This is a genomic window from Allobosea sp. (assembly GCF_048595345.1).
GTDB lineage: Bacteria > Pseudomonadota > Alphaproteobacteria > Rhizobiales > Beijerinckiaceae > Allobosea.
The window spans coordinates 22,647-40,247 of sequence record NZ_JBMDWH010000243.1 but is presented as its reverse complement, the minus strand read 5'-3'; the positions used below and the strand labels follow the sequence as shown (position 1 = coordinate 40,247).

The following is a 17,601-nucleotide window of genomic DNA, read 5'->3' as shown; positions in this document are numbered from 1 at the left end:
CGCGGCGATGAACACCGTGATCGCGCGCATCTACGTCAAGCCGCATGAAGCGGCCTCGCTGTTGGGAACGACACCGGAGACGCTGAAGAACTGGCGCCATCGGAAGCGGGGGCCTGCCTATCATCGGCAGGGCCGCAGCATCCGCTACAGCCTGTTCGATCTGAAGGCCTTCGCGGAAGGCGGCCGCGTCGACCCGAAGGCCGCAGGCTGATGGGCGCCGCCGCACCGTTCGCCGGGCCTGCCCTCGCCGTCGCCGGTGCTGGCATGCAGATCGCCGGCGGCATCAGCGAGGGGATTGCGAAAAAAACGGCTGCGCAGGTCGAGACCGTTCGGCTGAAGATGGCGGCCGAGGCCGGCAAGGTAAAAGCCCTGCAGACCGATGCCGCGTTCCGCGAGGAATGGAACGAGGTCGACCAGACCATCGGCTCGATCCGCGCCGGCCAGAACGTCGAGTTCGATTCCCCCACTGCAATGGCGCTGTACGGCGCCGCGCGGGACCGGAGCGATCGGGCGCGGGTCCAAGCCGTCTCCAATGAGCGGCTGAAGGCGCTCGGTCTCGAAGGCGATGCCGCTGCGGCATGGAAGCGAGGCGAGGCCGCTCGGACGAGCGCAACGCTGAGCGCCTCGATGGGCGCTCTCAGCACTCTCAGCAAGAGCTTTTCCTGATGGTCGATGTACTCGAAGCATCCGGCGCGCGTCGCCCCAAGCCTGGGCTTGCCGCCACTCCGACAAGCACGCAGTCGGAAGGGCAACTCGCTCAACCTGGTCTCGACATGGCTGCAGCCCTGAAAAAGGGCGGCGAGGTCATGGGCGTGATCGGCGAGAAGCTCGACAAGGCCGCGACCGAAGACGCCTATGCTGCCGGACTGGAGAAGGTCGGCCGCGACGCCGAGGGCAACCCCACGGTCGAACGGCCCGCATTCGCGATCACGCATTCCGACCGCGCCTTTGAAGCCGGCGCGCGGGCGGGGCTGCTATCCAAGTATCGCGAGGACGCCCAGCGGGGCATGCTCGACATCGCCAATCAGCATCAGGCCGACCCAGCCGCCTTCGACGCTGCCTCCAAGGATTACGTCAGGAATTTCGCGTCGTCGGCTGATCCAAGCGTGAAGCCGCTGGCGCGCGCCGAGGCTGAGAAGTTCCGCCAGCAGCACTATCTCACGATCCAGAACGGTGCCGTGAAGAGGCAGACCGGGATGGCGAAGGATGCGATCCTCGTTCAGATCGAGAGCACTTCGAACGACATCTATGCACTCGCACGCCAGGGCGGCACCGAGACGCCAGAATTCAAGGACGCGGCCACGCGCTTGGAGGGGCTCTACGACAGCCTCCGCAACAATCCGCTTTTCGAGGTCGGCAAGGAGCGGGCCGCGAGCGAGATGCGGACAACGATCGACCGGGCGCGCGGCTTCGAGGCGGCCGGTAAGGCCGCGAGCATCTATGACAGCCAGGGCGAGAAAGCCGCGCAAAAATGGCTGATCGACAACATCCGCGACAACCCGGAGCTCAAGATCAGCGACAGCCAGCGCTCGGGCTTGGTCGAAATCGGCAGCAACGCGATCGCCATGCGCAAGGGCGAGAACAAGGCGAAGGTCGATGCCAACCGCGCATCCGCGACCGTGCTGGCCAAGGCCATGGAGGATGGCAAGCCGCTGCCTCAAGGCGCGGTCGACCAAGCGATCGAGACAGCCACCAAGCTCGGCGATGTCGAGACGGCAGCCAAGCTCCTGACCTCGAAGCAGGTCTATGGGCGAAACGAGGCGACCCGCGGCCTGTCCGATGAGGAGCGCGTGCGACAGGCGACCAGCGCCGCGGTCGCGCCGGCCGATGTCAGCGGGGTCATCACCGCTGCAGCCGATCGATACGGCATCAGCCGCAACTATGCGCTGCGCGTCGCCCACATCGAAAGTCGCTTCGATCCGAACGCGATCAACGGCGGCTCGAAAGCGACCGGGCTGTTCCAGTTCATCCCGTCGACATGGAAGAGCTACGGCGCCGGGCAGAGCGCGCTCGATCCCTCTGCCAACGCCGACGCCGCCATGCGTCTGACTGTCGCCAATCGCGATCAGCTGCGGCGGTCGCTCGGCCGCGAGCCCACCGAAGGCGAACTCTATCTCGCTCACCAGCAGGGCGCTGGCGGCGCGGCGAAGTTGCTGGCGGCGCCGAATGTACGGGCGGTCGATGTTGTCGGCGAGCGTGCTGTGCTCGGTAACGGTGGCACGCTCGACATGACGGCGGGGCAGTTCGCACAGAAGTGGATCAGGAAGGTCGATGGCGCGGGCGGCGTTTCGATGCCCGCGGCGCCTTACACGCAGCAGCAGATGGCTGCGAACCCTTATCTCGCCCCGACCTGGCTGAAGTCGCAGCTCGCGGGCAACCGCGAGCTCATCGACTCGGCGAAGGCGGTCATCTCCGCCGCCAGCAGCGCCATCGACAAGGGCAACCTGCCCGACGCTCAGACGTTGGCCGGGGCGATCCAGATCGCCGACCAGAACCCCCATAAGCTCGGGCGAGAGCGCGACGAGATTTTGGCGAAGGTCCGAGGCGTGGATGAGGGCGAGCAGGCCAACAGCGCAGGCGGCGCGGCCGGTGCCCTGCTTGTCCAGGACGTGATGCGCCGCGCGCAGGGGCAGCCGATCTTCGTCCAGATGCAGGCGGAGGCCACGAAGGCGACCGTCGAGCGCGGCGTGAAGAACCTGAAGGAGCAGCCCTGGAACGAGGCCGTCCGGCGGGGCTGGGCGCAGGCTGAGCCGCCGCCGCTCGATCTATCGAACCAGGGGAACCTCAACGCGGGGATCGCGATGCGCGGGCAGATTGCCGGCTCCATCGCGGCTCGATCTGGCCTTCCCGGCTTTTCCGCCCTCTCGCCGGCCGACGTGGCGCAGGTCTCGACCGTCTGGAATTACGGGACAGCGGACCAAAAGAGTTCCGTTCTCTCTGCGCTCGCCCAGCTTCCGGACCAGATGCTGGAGCCAACGCTGCGCAGCCTGGGAGAGGACAAGCAGTCGGGCGAGCTCGCGTTCGTCGCTGGGTTGCACCGCGAGTCGCCGGTCGCCGCGATGGCGGTGATCCGCGGTCAGCAGGCGCTCCTCGCGAACCCGAAGTTTGCCCCCAAGCCGGAAGAGTGGCGCACGGACGCCATGGAGAAGTCGCTGCCGCTTTCGATCGCGGCGCCGGAGCGCAGCGGCATCCGCCAGTATATCGGGGCGGCCGCCAAATCGGTCTATGCCGGCCTGTCCGCGCGCGATGGCGACGAGTCGGGCGTGCTCAATCAGTCGCGGCTCGATGAAGCCACGGCCATCGTGACGGGCGGGCTCGTCGAGCACAACGGCGGCAAGCTGATCCCGCCCACTCGCGGCATGACACAGGACCAGTTCGACAAGGTGCTGTGGTCGCTAACGGATGCCGACTTCGCCGGGGCTTCCTCGAAGTCAGGCATCCGTGTCACGGCGCAGGATGTTCGCCGGAACTTCGTTCTCCGCGGCATCGCCGATGGTCGATATGCGCTGCAGGCCCGCAACTCGCCGGCCGAGTGGCTCTATCAGCCCGCTGTCCTCGGGCGCGACATCGACAACACCGCCGGCGGCTATCAGGGCGAGCAGCGGTTCATCCTCGATCTGAAGGGCCGGCAGCCGGGGGCTGATGCAAGGCCTGCGGAGATCCGCTCGGTCTTCGGCTTGGGCTTCGTTCCGAACATGAGGCGCTGACGATGTATTGGGGCACCGAGCCGGAAGCCGGCGCAGCCGTCAGCCCGACCGATCGCGTCTGGGAGAAGCCGGTCGAGTTCGCCGAGGCTTGGGATTCGTCGGCCGCCATGGGCCGCGCGGTCAAGCAGGTCGTCTCGCGCGCCCGCGCTCGGAACGACGAGTGGGAGCGGATGCTGGGCGACATCCGCGACAAGACGGGCGAAGCCATCGCCAACCCCATGCAGGTCAGCGCGGGCGATCTCGGCACGATGCAGACCAGCCGCATCATGCAGCGGCTGTCGAAGCTTCGACAGGATCGGCCCGAGCTTGGCCTGCCGGAGGATTTCGACGCCGAGATTGACCGGCGCGCAGACCTCACGCTTGCATCGGCGGTTCGCGATGCTCGCGCCGTCGAAGCGCGCCCTCATAGCTGGGGTGGCCTGGCCGGCGGGATCCTCGGCGACATCCAGACCATGCTTTCCGATCCGGTGCAGTTGCCGTTCATGGTGATGGGAGCTGGCGCGGCGCGGTCCATTCTCGGAACGGCGCTTATCGAGGGTGGCATCGGATTCGGGCAATCTGTTGCCGTCAGCGCCGCGACCGCGCGCGATCGCCGCCGGGTGGATCCGCAGTTTGGCCTCGCCGAGGCAGCGGGCGAAGCGGCCGCGGCTGCAGTCGGCGGAGCGGCGATCGGTGGTGGCTTCCGGGCGCTGTCACGCGGACTGGGGCTTTTGCGCGGCTCCGATATTCCCCGCACGCTGCGAGACGCCGCCAACGTCGCAGAGAGCGAGGCGCAGATCGCGTCGACCTTCCGCGCAACGACCGCCGAGGGCGAGGTGGCGCAGCGAGCTGGCCTCTCCAATGCGATCGACGCGGCGGTGGCCGGGCAGCCCATCCAGCCGTCTTTCGTCCCGGTCGGGCGGACCGGTCGCGTATTCGACGCTGAGGGCCGCGCTGTCGATGTCCAGTATCAGATCGCCGATGCGGCCAGCCTCGTCACGTCGCACGGTCACGACCTCACCCCGAACCCGCTCTATCCGCCGCAGTTGCAGCCGCGCGACCGTTCGCGCGCCGGCAGCGCCGAACAGATCAACGAGATTGCCTCACGGCTGGAGCCGGCCAGGCTCGGCCCTTCCTCCGATGCCGCCACAGGTGCGCCGATCGTCGGGCCTGATGGAATCGTGGAATCGGGCAATGGCCGCGTGCTGGCGCTGCAGCGGGTGCTTGAAGCAGATGGGCAGAAGGCGACGCAGTATCGTGCGTGGCTCGAAGCGCAAGGATACGACATCGGCGACATCGCGAACCCGGTGCTCATCGCCCGGCGCCTGACCGATCTCGATGAGCCGGAGCGCGTGGCCTTCACCGACGCAGCGAACCGCGCCACCGCTATGCGCCTTTCGCCGGCAGAGCAGGCCCGCGCCGACGCACGCCTCCTCGATGGCGAGATTCTCTCCAAGGCCCAGCCTGGAGACATCGCGTCGGCAGCGAACCGTCCCTTCGTCCGCGACGCGCTGGCTCGCCTGCCGCAGGCCGAGCGCGCTGGCCTCTACGACCAGGGCGGCGCACTCAGCGTGGAGGGCCGCCGCCGGCTGGAGGCTGCTTTGACAGCGCGCGCCTATGGCGATGCCGATTTGCTGGCGAAGGCGCTGGAGGCGACGGACAACAACATTCGCGCCATCGGCGGCGCCATGATGGACGCGGCAGCCTCATGGGTTCGCATGCGCGACGCAGCCCTCTCCGGCGCCATCCCCGCTCACATGGACATCACGGCCGACCTGCTCGACGCCGCCAGGCTCGTCGCACGCGCTCGCGATAGCGGCGTGAAGGTCGCGGACCTGGCGGCGCAGGCGGGCATGTTCGGCGACGAGATCTCCGCCACCGGTCGTGTGATGCTCGAAGCCTTCTTCCACGATGCGGACATGCGGCGCCCAGTGGCGCGGGCCAAGCTCGGGGAGTTCCTGCGCGGCTATGCCGACGAGGCGATGAAGAACAGCTCCGACGCCCGCTTGTTCGGCGAGCCCCTGAATGCCGGCGAGATCCTCTCTGGCCTCGGCTCGCGTCCTGATCTCGCATCGCATGTCGCCGAGGCCGTGGCACCGGCGCGAGCGGTGGAACTCGCCGCCGCGCCCGAGGTGCGTAGTGCGACGCTGCAGGAGTTCGACAAGCTGCGTGCCTTCACCGAACTGCATGTGCCGTCGATCGAGATTGATCCGGCGACGGGCCAGGCGCGGACGGTAATGCGTCCGGTCAACGATCTGGTCGACGCGCTGGACCACGAAGAGCGCGCGGCGAGCCTGATCGGCGAATGCGCAATGGGGATGGCGGCATGAGCGTGCGCGATTGCATCGAGAAACTGGTTCAGACGGGGCAGATCGGGCGCACGATCGCCGATCAGGCCCTTGCGCTCGAAGGCGGCCTGCAGACCGGCTTCAATCAGCGCCTTGGGCCGACGACCGCAGAGGCAGCCGCGGCGGCAGAGACCGCGCGCATCATGGCGGCTTCTGTCGCCGAACGCCGCATGTCGCTGGCGAAGCAGGCCATCGCTTTCAGCAAGGCCGCCGAGCATCAGGCGCGGCATGCGAAGGGTCCGGTGGCCGGGCTGATGTCGCTTCTGGTGCGTGACATCTGGGGCCGCGGCGCGGTGAATGTCGACACGCAGACAGAGGTGGTGCTTGGGACGCTTTACCGGCAGTTCAACGGCGGTATCGAGGCGCTTCGGTCGAAATATGCCGGCCTCTCGCAGAACGTCGCGGGTGCCCGCAACGTGGTCCGCGAGCTGTTCGGCGAGGACAGCGGCGACCAGACAGCCAAGATCGCTGCGAAGGGCTGGCAGGATGCGACTGCCGAAGCCACGCGGCGCGCCAAGGATGCCGGCCGGGTGTTCAACGTGCTCGACGACTGGCGGCTGCCGCAGTTCTGGACCGGCGAGCGCATGGTTCGGCGCAAGGACGAATGGCTGGCCGATGTCCGCGCTGCGATCGACGATGGCGGCCTGATGCTCTGGGACAAGAACACCTATCAGCCTGCGGCCGCGCTGGAGCGAGAAAACATCCTGGAGGCCGCATTCCGCAACATCACAGAGGGCGGGGGCTTCGGCGGCGGTGGATCGTTCAGCCAAGAGGTCCGCGTTTTCCGGTTCCAGAACGCCGACGCTTATCTGAAGCTGATGGGCAAATACGGGCCGGGCAACGATGTGTTCGGATTGCTGACCGGCCATCTGCGCGACGCTTCGCGGGAGATCGCCTTGGCCGAGGTGCTCGGGCCGGAGCACCGGGCGACGTTTCAGGCGCTGCTTGAAAAGGCTCGCCATTCGGAAGGCGGCCTGACCACCGGCCAGCGCCTCAATCCGGTGCGGACGATGGAGAGCGCTTGGGCCGCCGAGCGCGCCTATGACGTTCTGACCGGCCGCGCGAACATCGTGCAAGGCCCGCTCATGGCCGGCATCTTCGGCGCACTGCGCAGCCTCAACACCGCATCTCGCCTCGGCTCGGCGATCGTCTCGGCGGTTACCGGCGATAGCGCGACGATCGCGCTGGCGGCGAACCACAATGGCATCCCGGCCGCCCGCCTGATCTCCGGCGCGATCCGCGAGATGAGAAGCGGCGCCGAGGGCCGAGCGCTGGCGGCGCGCCTCAACGTCGTCGCCCATGCCACCATGGAGCACGGCCTGGCAGTTCGACGCTTCGAGGATCAGATTGCCGGCCCCGAGGTCTTTCAGAAGATGGCGAGCTTCGTCGTCCGCTCGCAGGGCCTCGCCGCGTGGACCGACACCATGAAGCGCGTCTTCACCATGGAGTTTCTCGGGCACGTCGCCGACCAGACGCCGAAGGGGTGGAAGGCGCTCGACGACAAGTTCCGCAGCTTCTTGGAGCGCTACGACATCAACCCGGCCGAATGGGACGCCCTGCGCGCCGCGCCCGCGCTGGAGGTCGAAGGCGCCCGGTTCTTCGATACCGATGCGGTGGGCGACCGCAAGCTGGCCGACAAGCTGATGGGCGGCATCCTCGAAGAGCGCGCCTTCGCGGTGCTGGAGCCCGACGCCCGGGTGCGCGGCATCATGACCGGCGGAACGCAGAAGGGCACATTCTCCGGCGAGCTCTTCCGATCGGTCGGGCAGTTCAAGTCCTTCGCGATGACGATGGCGACGACCCACATGATGCGCGTCGCCGCCCAGGTGCCGATCGAATCACGCCTGTGGAACGGCGCGGCTTTCGTCGGACTGCACCTCATCGCCGGCGCGGCCGGAATTCAGGCGAAGCAGGTGATCGCCGGGCGCGACCCGCGCAATATGGGCGACACGACGTTCTGGCTATCCGCTCTGGCGCAGTCGGGTGGCCTCGGCCTTTACGGCGACCTGCTCAACTCGGCGGTCTCGCGCACAGGCCGCGGCTGGACCGGCGACGTTATGGGGCCGGTCGTCGGCCTCGTCGATGACGTGGGACGCCTCGCTTCGAAGCAGCTTCGATCGACCTATGAGGGCGAGCCCGCCTCGCTCGGCTCCGAGGTTGCGAAGTTCATCAAGGGCAACACGCCGGGCTCGAACCTGTGGTTTGCGCGGCTCGCGCTCGATCGGCTCATCTGGGATCAGATCCAGATGCAGATCGATCCCGACTGGCGGCAGTCCTTTCGCCGGATGGAGAAGAAAGCCCGCGACGATTTCGGGCAGGAGATGTGGTGGCGGCCGGGGCAGACCGCGCCGCAGCGGGCGCCTATGCTCGGCGCCATCGCAGGAGGGAGCCGATGAAGATCTTCGCCGCCGGCATCGAGTACGATGAACTGATCCGCGCGATGCGCGATCGGCGGATGCAGCTCGGCCTCTCCCAAACCGATGTCGATCATCTCGCGGGGGTGCCCGGCGGCTACTATGCGAAATGCGAGACCATGCTGACGAATCCGACCGCGAAGAACGCGCGCTCGATCGGCCGGGACAGTTTGCCCAAGCTGCTGACTGCCCTTGGGCTGCGCTTCGCCGTCATCGCCGAGGCGGAATTTCAGGCTGAAAAATTTAAAGGGCAGGGCCTTAAGGCCAAATTGAGCGGCGAAAATGCCGAGATCATTCAACGACTTCCACCGAACCGGATTTTGTCGGAACGTGGGAAAATAGGCGGATTGAAGCGCTGGGCGACGATGACGCCCGAGCAGCGGCAAGCCTTCCTCGACGCTGGTGCAGCCGCGCGCCGAGCCAAGCAGCCGTTGAAGGCCGAGCCGCTGGCGCTGCCCGAGCCGCTGCAGCCGATAGCCCCCGCTCGTCGCGAGCGCCCGAAGCCGCCCCCGCTGACGAAACGCCAGGCTGCCAAGTTGCGGAGGCGGCTGGTGGAGGAACGGGCATCCGCAAAAACAAACCCCGCCGGATTGCTCCAGCGGGGTTAGACAAAGCCGCACTTGAGCTTGGTGTCGCCCGGTGTGCGGCCGCCTCCGAGGAGGTCTTGAAAGCCTGATGCCCGCAGGCAGCGCAGGAACGTAGCACACATGTGGGTATCACACGTGCCGGGTCAAGTGGCTCAACCCAAGACCGTGTAGCATGGCACGGTAAATGCAACGTAGCTGCGCGTCTTCAATCTTCTTTGTAAGATACTTGCGCTTCCCGTCCGGGCCTCGGCTGCCGCGAAAGAGGTCAAGGCGCTGAAATCCAACCGTTGAGACCATATCCGCCTTCACCCACATCGTGGGCGAATCAAATGGCGCCGGCAGCGGCTCTTCCAGCGTCAGCTCGTAGTGATATTCCATCATCGTATGCGGCTTGAGCGTGCTGAGCGGCACAACAGCGAGCAGACCATCGCGTCGTTTTAGCCGTGGCGAAACAACCACGACGGGTCGCCGCTTCACCATCTCGGGCTCACAGAAGCCAGTCGAAAAATCACACAGCAGCAACGTGCCGGGCTCGGGATGAAACTTTAGGGCCAAAGGGGATTTCCAGGATGCGAATCTCTCCTGGGGTTTTACCACCTAATGGTTGCGGTCAAATGTGGAGCGCTGAAGTTACCCGTTTTGTTCACTGTTCGGCGCCGACGCCTCCAGCATGGCGGCAGCCTGTAGCATCGCCTCGGCCGCGGGCGTACCAGTGTCGCCGTGCCGCTGCATGCCTGACACCAGATCCCGCAGCTCCTCGACGAGCTCAGATAGCAGTTCGTTCGGCGACAGGTCTTTGCGCTCCAGCAGCGGCGCCAGGCTGAGCGCAAACCCGGCCAGGGCCGCGCCAACATCTTCGGCCGTCATCGTCGGGCTGGGCTTCTGATCGGACATGGGGGATCCTGGAACGCTACGGCCCATCGGTAGCGCGTCGGTGCGGCCGGCGTCCAGACGCAAGCGCGAGCATCGCCCCGAAGGGCGGCGCGCTATTGATCGGTTAAGCAAATCAGAGCATCGTGTCCGGCGGGTGTGGAAACCCGGACTAGCGATAGACAGGGACCGGTTGGCGCCGGCGGCCTGTCGAAGCGTGCGAGCCTTGGCGGGCTCTAGCGCAACGCGGATCGCCTTGGCGGGCGTCCGAACCTGGCCATTATGGCCGGGGGCGGTGCGCCATGTCCAGAGCGAAAGCTTAAAAGCGCGTCGACCTGTCTCGCTGGCAGGTTTCCACCCCCCGGCTGCCCGGTCTGTCACCGGGTGCGGCTGTGGAAAGCCGTTGAACCAGCGAGAACCAATCATGCACTCGAATGCATTCATTCCACCACGCCCGGCAATGCGCCCGGTCGCCTCGGCATCATCCATTGCCCGCCTGCTCGACGAGTATCTGGCGTTGAGCGGCCCTACCCTCGTTGACCTGCACGCCGTCATGAGAACGCCTGCAGAGGCGTTCGCCGTGGCTGACGAAGAGGACGCGTTCTACAGCTTGGTCGACGGTGACAACATGCCGCCGGCACTGCGTGCTCTCGCGCGGCTGCGATTCGAGGCAGCGTGCGAGGTCGAACGGCTCCTGAGGCTGCTCGATGCGATCGATGCGGATCCTGACTTGGAGGACGGCGGGGACGGTACGGGCCATGAACGCGCACCCTATGCCGGCCAGCATGAGGACGACGAACCGACCTTCGGCGCGATCGAGACATGGGCAGGTGGCACAGACTGGGCGCCTCGGTTCCCAACGGCTGATAGCGATGAATGCGAGCCGTGCTGCGAGGACGAAGGCGCCCAGTGCGATGATGAGGGCGAGCCGAGCGACAATGGCCTTGCTGATCAGGCCGGGCTCGTCGAGCAGCACTGCGGTTCAACGTTCCAGATCGGCGCCGTGATCTGATCGCGATACCCAGGCATTACCCAGCCGAAGCGGCCGGGTAATGCTACCCGACTGAGCGGGCAATAACTTATTGTTTTCTAAGGAGAAAATGGCGCGCCCGAAAGGATTCGAACCTCTGACCCTCAGATTCGTAGTCTGATGCTCTATCCAGCTGAGCTACGGGCGCGTCTCAGTGCGTCTCGACGCTTTCGCGTCCGGCCTGATGCGGGGGAGATAGCCGCTCGCTTCGCGCTTGGCAACCCGAAAAATGACGAAGGCGCGACAGAGTTTTTCGCATTGGCTCGACAAGGCCCGCTTCGCCCGCGGCAAACGCCTCAGGCGGCGTCGGCGGGCTCGATCCGTGCCATGACGCGCTTGCGATGCTTGCCGGGGCGTGGCTTGCGCAGCTTTTCGGCGATGCCGTAGAGCCCCTCGCGCCGGTCAAGCTCGGCCCAGATATCGGCCGGCGCGATCCCCATCGCGCTCCACAGCGCAACGAGATTGTAGAGGAGATCCGCGCTTTCGCTGACCAGCGCGTCGCGGCGGCCGAGAACCGCCTCGATCCCGACTTCAACGGCCTCCTCGCCGACCTTCTTGGCCATCTTGGGCAGGCCTTCGGCGAATAGCTTCGCCGTGCGGGAGATGCGCGGATCCGATTGGCGGGCCAGTGAGATGGCGAGATGGAGGCGTTGGATCGAATCGGCCATCGCCGGAGCATCGACCCCCTCGATGAGAGTTTCATGACGGCCGCAGAGCGCTCTGGCCACCCTCCCGCGGCCTCGGCGGTGCCCGCCAGCGCGTGCGAGGCATGCTGCCGGCGGGGAAGACCTGTCCCGACCGCGCCGAAACCGCGCGATCGCAGCGTGATCGCACTTGCGATCTGCGGGAAAATCCGTATACAGCCGGCATCGCATTCAGTCGCGCCATCCAATGGGCGGTGAGGATCGCAGGATCCGCGTCGCAGACTGTCGGTTTTTGACCGGTTCGCGCGCGAGGGCGGACCGACGGAGTTGAGATTATGAAGATCCGCAATTCTCTGAAGTCGCTGCGCGCCCGCCACCGCGACAACCAGCTGGTCCGCCGCAAGGGCCGCGTCTACATCATCAACAAGGTCCAGAAGCGCTTCAAGGCGCGTCAGGGCTGATTTCGCGCGCGGCCTCTCGCCGCGCCGGATCGCAGGACCGAGCGAAAGCGGGGCGTCGCCAGACGCGCCCGCTTTTTTGCTTTGCTCGCCGCGGCGTGATTTGACGGCATGGACCGGTGAGCTAGTATCCGGCTCATGCGTTCGCTCACGATCGTCCCTCTGGTCCTGGCGGCCTCCCTCGCGGCGATGGGCGCGACCGCCCAGACGCAGCCGCCCCCGCGGCCGTCCCTCCCGGCGCCGCAGGACAAGCCCGACAATGCGCCCGCTTCCGGCGCCGCTGCGCGCCAGCGTCCACCCGCGCAAACCCTCGAAACTCTGTTCGAACGACTGCACGCCGCAAAGTCGCCGGAAGAGGCGAAAGGCATCGCCACGCAGATCCAGCGCCGCTGGTCGCGCTCGGGCTCCGACACGGCCGACCTCCTGATGACGCGCGCGCAGGAAGCCATCAAGGCCAAGCAGAGCGAGATCGCGATCGAACTGCTGGACCGTGTGGTCGCGCTGCAGCCCGATTGGGCCGAGGCCTGGCACCAGCGCGCCAACGCGCTCTTCACCGCCGGCGACCCGATCCGCGCGCTCTACGACATCGGCGAGACGCTGAAGCGCGAGCCGCGCCATTACGGCGCGATGATGGGTCTCGGCATCATCCTGCGCCAGCAGGGTGACGACAAAGCCGCGATGGCGGCCTTCCGCAAGGCGCTCGACGTCTATCCCCAGTTCGAGGCGGTCAGGAAGGCCGTCGATTCCCTGCGCTACGACGTCGACGGGCGCGAGACCTGAACACTGAACCGCGGCGGCCGCGCGCGCGTAAATCGCTCATGATCCTGCGCGGCCTCCTTCTCGTCCTTGCCCTCGTTGCCGGCGGGCTCCTGCTCTATTCCGAGTGGCTCGGCATGGCCGTGGCCCGCCGCTTTCCGGCGCAGGGCAGCTTCGTCGCCGTGACCGGTGGCCAGTTGCATTACCGCGAGCAAGCCCCGAGCGGCGACAGTCGTGGCACGGTCGTGCTGATCCATGGCGCATCCAGCGACCATGCCGATCTGCTGGCGACGCTGGGGCCTGAACTCACGCATTACCGCCTCATCGCCATCGATCGCCCGGGTCATGGCTGGAGCGAGCGGCTGGAGGGCTCGGCGATGGCCGATCCGGCCCGCCAGGCCGAAATCCTCATGCAGGCGCTGAACAAGCTGGCGCCGGAGCGCTTCGTTCTCGTCGCCCATTCGCTGGGCGGCGCCTCCGCCACGCGGATCGCGCTGGAGCGGCCCGACCGGCTGCGCGGCCTCGTCCTGCTCGGCGCCGTCTCCCATCCCTGGCCCGGCGGCATCGCCTGGTATCACCATGCCGCCACGGCTCCGGTGATCGGCCCGCTCTTCACGCGCCTCATTGCCGTGCCGCTGGCGAGCCGGCTGCTGGAAGCGGGCGCCGCGAGCGTCTTCGCCCCGAAGCCCGTCACGCCTGGCTACCTGGACACCGGACATATTCCGCTGCTGCTGCGGGCGGCGACCTTCCAGGCGAATTCCGAGGATATCGCCGCGACGCTCGCCTTCGTCTCCGCCCAGGCCCCGCGCTATCGCAGCCTCGCCGTCCCCGTCGTCGCCATCACCGGCGATAGCGACAGCATTGTTTCGCCCGTGATCCACTCCATGGCCATCGCCCGGGAGGCGCCGCAGGGGCGCCTCGTTCTCCTGCCCGGCGTCGGCCATATGCCGCACCATGCCGCGCCGGAGATCGTCGCCGAGGCGATCAACGCGATGACCGGCGCCCGCTCGGATCTGGCGCTGGCGCGGTAAGGCCTGCGCCTGGCGCGCCGCGTCAGGCCTTGGCGACGTGCTCCTGCGCCACGAAGGCGATGCGGACCATATTGGTCGCGCCCGGCGTCCCGAACGGCACGCCGGCGACCACGATGACCCGGTCGCCCATCTTCGCGAAATGCTCGCGCACGGCGAATTTACAGGCCCGGAACGCCATGTCGTCGGCGTCGCTGGCATCCTTGGTCACGATCGCATGGACGCCCCAGACCAATGTCAGCCGCCGGGCGGTGACGCGGTTCGGCGTCAGCGCGATCACCGTCGAATTCGGCCGTTCCCGCGCGATTCGGAAGGCGGTGGAGCCCGACGAGGTCCAGGCACAGATGGCCTTCAGATGCAGCGTCTCGGCGATCTCATGCGCCGCCTTGGCGATGGCGTCGGCGCCCGTCGCCTCGGGCTCGGCGCGCTGCGCCTCCAGGATCGAGCGATAGACGGTCTCGCTCTCGACCTCTTCCGCGATGCGGTTCATCATCGTCACCGCCTCGACCGGATACTGCCCGGCCGCGCTTTCGGCCGAAAGCATCACCGCATCGGCGCCCTCGAACACCGCCGTTGCCACGTCCGACACCTCGGCGCGGGTCGGGACCGGGCTGGTGATCATGCTCTCCAGCATCTGTGTCGCCACCACGACCGGCTTGCCCTTGCGGCGCGCCATCCGGGTGATGCGCTTTTGCGTGCCGGGAACCTTTTCCAGCGGCATCTCGACGCCGAGATCGCCGCGCGCGACCATGATCGCATCGGACGCGTCGATGATCTCTTCAAGCCGCTGCACCGCCTGCGGCTTCTCGATCTTGGCCAGTGCCAAGGCGCGGCCGCCGACGATCTTGCGCAGCTCGGCCATGTCCTCGGGGCGCTGCACGAAGGACAGCGCGATCCAGTCGACACCCACCTCGGCGGCGACGGCCGCATCGGCCCGGTCCTTCTCGGTCATCGCCGAGACGGCGATGGTGGTGTCGGGCAGGCTGACGCCCTTGCGGGAAGACAGGCGCCCGCCGACCAGCACCCGCGTCACCGCACGGTCCGGCGAGGCCTGCTCGACCACGAGGCGCAGCTTGCCGTCGTCGAGGATCAGGTGATGGCCCGGCTCCAGCGCGCTGAGGATTTCGGGATGAGGCAGGTGCACCCGGTCGGCATCGCCGGGGGCGGAATCCGAATCGAGCGTGAAGAGGGCGCCCTTGTCGAGCAGCGCGCCGCCATCGCCGCCAAAGGCGCCGACGCGCAGCTTGGGGCCCTGCAGATCAGCCAGGATCCCGACCGGCCGGCGGAACCGGGCCTCCAGCCCGCGCAGCATCGCGACCCTCTCGGCCAGGTTTTCGCGCTGCGTATGGCTCATATTGATGCGGAAGACATCGACGCCCGCCGCAAACAGCTTGGCGCACATCTCCTCGGTCGCCGAGGCCGGCCCGAGCGTGGCGATGATCTTGATGCGACGTTCCCGCTTCATCCTGTCCCCCGCGGGCGGCGATCCGCGCCCGTTATCTGTCTCGTTGCCCGACGCATGGTGAGGCGTCAGGGGCGCGGCTGTGCGCCGGCCGCGCCATCCGTGAGCTGGATCGTCCAGCTCTTCTGCTCACCGGTATCGACCTCGAAGAAGCCGGCCCGGTCGAAACCGCGGGCGAGGCAGTCCTCGATCCCGTGAATCGTGAATTCCTTGTTGCGCACGCACATGACGGATTTTCCCGTCCATTCGCCGCCCTTGTCGTAATCGACAGCGTGAACATAGTAATAGCGCGCCGCCAGCACGCCTCGCAGCAGCGTCTCGCAGCCGCGCGGGCTGATGTTCCACCAGCCTTCGGTCGTCCAGCCCTGCGCGTCACGGTAGCCGATCGCGACGCCGACGCGGCTCGATGTGGTGTTGCACATGCGCAGATCGGCCTTGGCGGGCAGTGTCGCCGCCAGCAGCAGCGCCGCGGCCGCACCCGTCAGGCGTGGAATGGAGGCGAGAAGGGCCGTCATCGGTCAGGGCTCGATCAGGATCACGCGGCAGTCATTGACGTTGGTCAGAGTCGGTCCCGGCTGCAGTAGATCGCCCAGAGGCTCGAAGAAACCGGTCGAGTCGTTCTCGGCGAGCGATCGGGCAGGATCAAGGCCGAGAGCGGTGGCGCGCGCCAATGTCAGGGGATCGACGATCGCACCCGCCGGATCGGTGGCTTCGCCGCCGCCGCCATCGGTCCCGTCCGTGTCGCCCGCCAGCGCGACGATGCCCGGCTCGCCGGCCAGCGCGATCGCCAGCGCCAGCGCATATTCCTGGCTCGGCCCGCCGCGCCCGCTGCCGCGAAGCGTGACGGTGAATTCTCCGCCCGAGAGGATCGCCGCCCGGTGCCCCTGCGCTTTCAGGCGAAGGGCCTGGTCGGCATGCGCGGCGGCGACCTCGCGCGCCTCGCCTTCGAGATCCGCGCCGAGATCGATCACCGCATAACCGGCCGCCTCGGCTTGTGCGCGCGCCGCCGCCAGCGCATCGGCGGGGCGGGCGATGATGCGGTATTCGCTGCGCGCGAAGGCCTCGTGCCCGGGTTTGGGCGTCTCGTTGCCGTCATCGGCGAGGAGGGCGGCAGCGGCCGGAGGCAGGTCGAGGCGGTAACGGGCGACGATGGCGCGCGCATCCGCCATGCTGCTCGGATCGGGCACCGTCGGCCCCGAGGCGATGGCGGCCGGATCGTCGCCCGGCACGTCCGAGATGGCGAGGGTCAGCAACCGGGCCGGCGCCGCCGCCAGCGCCAGCCGACCGCCCTTGATGCGCGAAAGCCGCTTGCGCACGATGTTCATCTGGCCGATCGGCGCGCCGGAGCGCAGCAGCGCCTTGGTGACCGCCCGCTTTTCGTCCAGCGTCAGCGCGCCCGCCGGCGCCACCCAATTGGCCGAGCCGCCGCCGGAGAGCAGAACCAGCACGAGATCCTCGGCGCTCGCCCCCTGCGCCAGGGCGAGAGCCTGCTCGGCACTGGCGACGCTGCCGGCATCCGGAACGGGATGGCCGGCGGCGACCATGGGGATCTGCCGCGTCGGTGCCGTATAGCCATGGCGGGCGACCGCATGGCCCAGCAGCCGATCGGCGGGAAAGCCGTTATCGAGATAATGCGCTTCGGCCAGCGCCGTCATGCTGCCGGCCGCCTTGCCGGCTGCGAGCAGGATCAGCCGGCCCTGCGCCGGCGCGGGAGGCAGATGCGCCGCCAGGCAGCCTCGTGGATGGGCGCGGGCGACGGCACGATCATAGATGCTGCGCGCCGTCGCCCGCATGGCTGCGATGTCGTGGTCTCGACCCTGCATCCCGTCCCGCCCGCTGGTGTCGCCGTCCGGCGATTCTCTCCTTTGCTTCTAGAGCATGCCGCCTGTTCCCGGAACCGCATCGTCATGCGGTCGCGGCGCCTCGCAGCTGTTGAGCATTTCGCCGATCGGCCGCTCGCCGCTTGACGCGCGGGGCCGATCCGGGCGAACGCTGCCGGCCGAATTTCCCGGGACCCCGGCGGGTCCGCACCCCGAAAGGATATGAGATGGACGATCCGGTTGCGGGCGATCAGCTCAAGAGCATCGTCGAGCGCATCGAGCGGCTCGAGGAAGAGAAGAAGACGATCGCCGACGACATCAAGGAGGTCTATGCCGAGGCCAAGGGCAACGGCTACGACGTCAAGGTGCTGCGCAAGGTCGTGGCGCTGCGCAAGCGCGATCTGGAAGAGCGCAAGGAAGAAGAGGCCATTCTCGACCTCTATCTGCAGGCCGTCGGCGAGACCGCCTGAGACCAGGCCGGACCCGCGCCGGGCGGGC

Annotated in this window: 17 protein-coding genes and 1 tRNA gene; 11 read left to right on the top strand and 7 right to left on the bottom strand. The window is 67.5% G+C overall.

Annotated features, from left to right (window positions below):
- Positions 1–7 precede the first annotated feature (7 nt).
- From ACOJTB_RS21240 to ACOJTB_RS21215, 6 genes are all read left to right on the top strand, one after another.
- A complete protein-coding gene (locus ACOJTB_RS21240) occupies positions 8–211 on the top strand; it encodes a helix-turn-helix domain-containing protein (protein ID WP_420104511.1) in 204 nt (67 codons plus the stop codon).
- Positions 211–666, top strand: a complete 456-nt coding sequence (locus ACOJTB_RS21235; RefSeq protein ID WP_420104510.1) for a hypothetical protein — start codon at positions 211–213, stop codon at positions 664–666. Before ACOJTB_RS21240 ends, ACOJTB_RS21235 begins: the two co-directional genes overlap by 1 nt.
- Positions 667–773: 107 nt before the next feature.
- Complete coding sequence (locus tag ACOJTB_RS21230) at positions 774–3,707, top strand: transglycosylase SLT domain-containing protein (protein WP_420104509.1); 2,934 nt, start codon at positions 774–776, stop codon at positions 3,705–3,707.
- A gap of 2 nt (positions 3,708–3,709) precedes the next feature.
- On the top strand, positions 3,710–6,016 hold the full coding sequence (locus ACOJTB_RS21225; RefSeq protein WP_420104508.1) for a hypothetical protein: 2,307 nt from the start codon (positions 3,710–3,712) through the stop codon (positions 6,014–6,016).
- Complete coding sequence (locus tag ACOJTB_RS21220; RefSeq protein ID WP_420104507.1) at positions 6,013–8,430, top strand: hypothetical protein; 2,418 nt, start codon at positions 6,013–6,015, stop codon at positions 8,428–8,430. The genes ACOJTB_RS21225 and ACOJTB_RS21220 overlap by 4 nt, the downstream gene beginning before the upstream one ends.
- Entirely contained in the window at positions 8,427–9,056 is a 630-nt protein-coding gene (locus ACOJTB_RS21215; protein ID WP_420104506.1) for a helix-turn-helix domain-containing protein, read from the top strand. Before ACOJTB_RS21220 ends, ACOJTB_RS21215 begins: the two co-directional genes overlap by 4 nt.
- Positions 9,057–9,164: 108 nt before the next feature.
- On the opposite strand, the gene ACOJTB_RS21210 is transcribed toward ACOJTB_RS21215, so the two are convergent.
- Both ACOJTB_RS21210 and ACOJTB_RS21205 read right to left on the bottom strand, forming a co-directional pair.
- On the bottom strand, positions 9,165–9,590 hold the full coding sequence (locus tag ACOJTB_RS21210; RefSeq protein WP_420104505.1) for a type II toxin-antitoxin system PemK/MazF family toxin: 426 nt from the start codon (positions 9,588–9,590) through the stop codon (positions 9,165–9,167).
- A 75-nt stretch (positions 9,591–9,665) separates the two neighbouring features.
- Positions 9,666–9,929 carry a hypothetical protein gene (locus ACOJTB_RS21205; RefSeq protein WP_420104504.1) on the bottom strand — a complete coding sequence of 88 codons (264 nt, stop codon included), beginning with the start codon at positions 9,927–9,929 and terminating at the stop codon, positions 9,666–9,668.
- A gap of 400 nt (positions 9,930–10,329) precedes the next feature.
- On the opposite strand from ACOJTB_RS21205, the gene ACOJTB_RS21200 reads away from it, so the two are divergent.
- A complete protein-coding gene (locus ACOJTB_RS21200) occupies positions 10,330–10,917 on the top strand; it encodes a hypothetical protein (RefSeq protein ID WP_420104503.1) in 588 nt (195 codons plus the stop codon).
- An 89-nt stretch (positions 10,918–11,006) separates the two neighbouring features.
- Here the strand turns inward: ACOJTB_RS21200 and ACOJTB_RS21195 are convergent.
- Both ACOJTB_RS21195 and hisE read right to left on the bottom strand, forming a co-directional pair.
- Positions 11,007–11,083: transfer RNA gene (locus ACOJTB_RS21195), tRNA-Arg, on the bottom strand.
- 148 nt (positions 11,084–11,231) lie between these two features.
- On the bottom strand, positions 11,232–11,603 hold the full coding sequence (gene hisE, locus ACOJTB_RS21190; protein ID WP_420104502.1) for a phosphoribosyl-ATP diphosphatase: 372 nt from the start codon (positions 11,601–11,603) through the stop codon (positions 11,232–11,234).
- A gap of 311 nt (positions 11,604–11,914) precedes the next feature.
- Between hisE and ykgO the strand changes: the two genes are divergently transcribed.
- The 3 genes from ykgO to ACOJTB_RS21175 all read left to right on the top strand — a co-directional run bounded on the left by ykgO (position 11,915) and on the right by ACOJTB_RS21175 (position 13,824).
- Positions 11,915–12,040: a type B 50S ribosomal protein L36 gene (gene ykgO / locus ACOJTB_RS21185; protein ID WP_038363015.1), complete on the top strand. Its 126-nt coding sequence runs from the start codon at positions 11,915–11,917 to the stop codon at positions 12,038–12,040.
- Between the two features lie 135 nt (positions 12,041–12,175).
- The gene (locus ACOJTB_RS21180; RefSeq protein ID WP_420104501.1) at positions 12,176–12,817 is read left to right on the top strand and encodes a tetratricopeptide repeat protein; all 642 of its coding nucleotides are present in this window, start codon (positions 12,176–12,178) and stop codon (positions 12,815–12,817) included.
- 38 nt (positions 12,818–12,855) lie between these two features.
- Entirely contained in the window at positions 12,856–13,824 is a 969-nt protein-coding gene (locus ACOJTB_RS21175) for an alpha/beta fold hydrolase (protein WP_420104500.1), read from the top strand.
- A 22-nt stretch (positions 13,825–13,846) separates the two neighbouring features.
- On the opposite strand, the gene pyk is transcribed toward ACOJTB_RS21175, so the two are convergent.
- The 3 genes from pyk to ACOJTB_RS21160 form a co-directional block, all read right to left on the bottom strand.
- A complete protein-coding gene (gene pyk / locus ACOJTB_RS21170; RefSeq protein ID WP_420104499.1) occupies positions 13,847–15,286 on the bottom strand; it encodes a pyruvate kinase in 1,440 nt (479 codons plus the stop codon).
- Positions 15,287–15,351: 65 nt separating this feature from the next.
- Entirely contained in the window at positions 15,352–15,798 is a 447-nt protein-coding gene (locus ACOJTB_RS21165) for a DUF1036 domain-containing protein (RefSeq protein ID WP_420104498.1), read from the bottom strand.
- Between the two features lie 3 nt (positions 15,799–15,801).
- Positions 15,802–17,106 carry a glycerate kinase type-2 family protein gene (locus ACOJTB_RS21160; protein ID WP_420104497.1) on the bottom strand — a complete coding sequence of 435 codons (1,305 nt, stop codon included), beginning with the start codon at positions 17,104–17,106 and terminating at the stop codon, positions 15,802–15,804.
- 224 nt (positions 17,107–17,330) lie between these two features.
- Here ACOJTB_RS21160 and ACOJTB_RS21155 point away from each other — a divergent pair, with 224 nt between their 5' ends.
- On the top strand, positions 17,331–17,573 hold the full coding sequence (locus ACOJTB_RS21155) for a DUF2312 domain-containing protein (protein WP_420104496.1): 243 nt from the start codon (positions 17,331–17,333) through the stop codon (positions 17,571–17,573).
- Positions 17,574–17,601 lie beyond the last annotated feature (28 nt).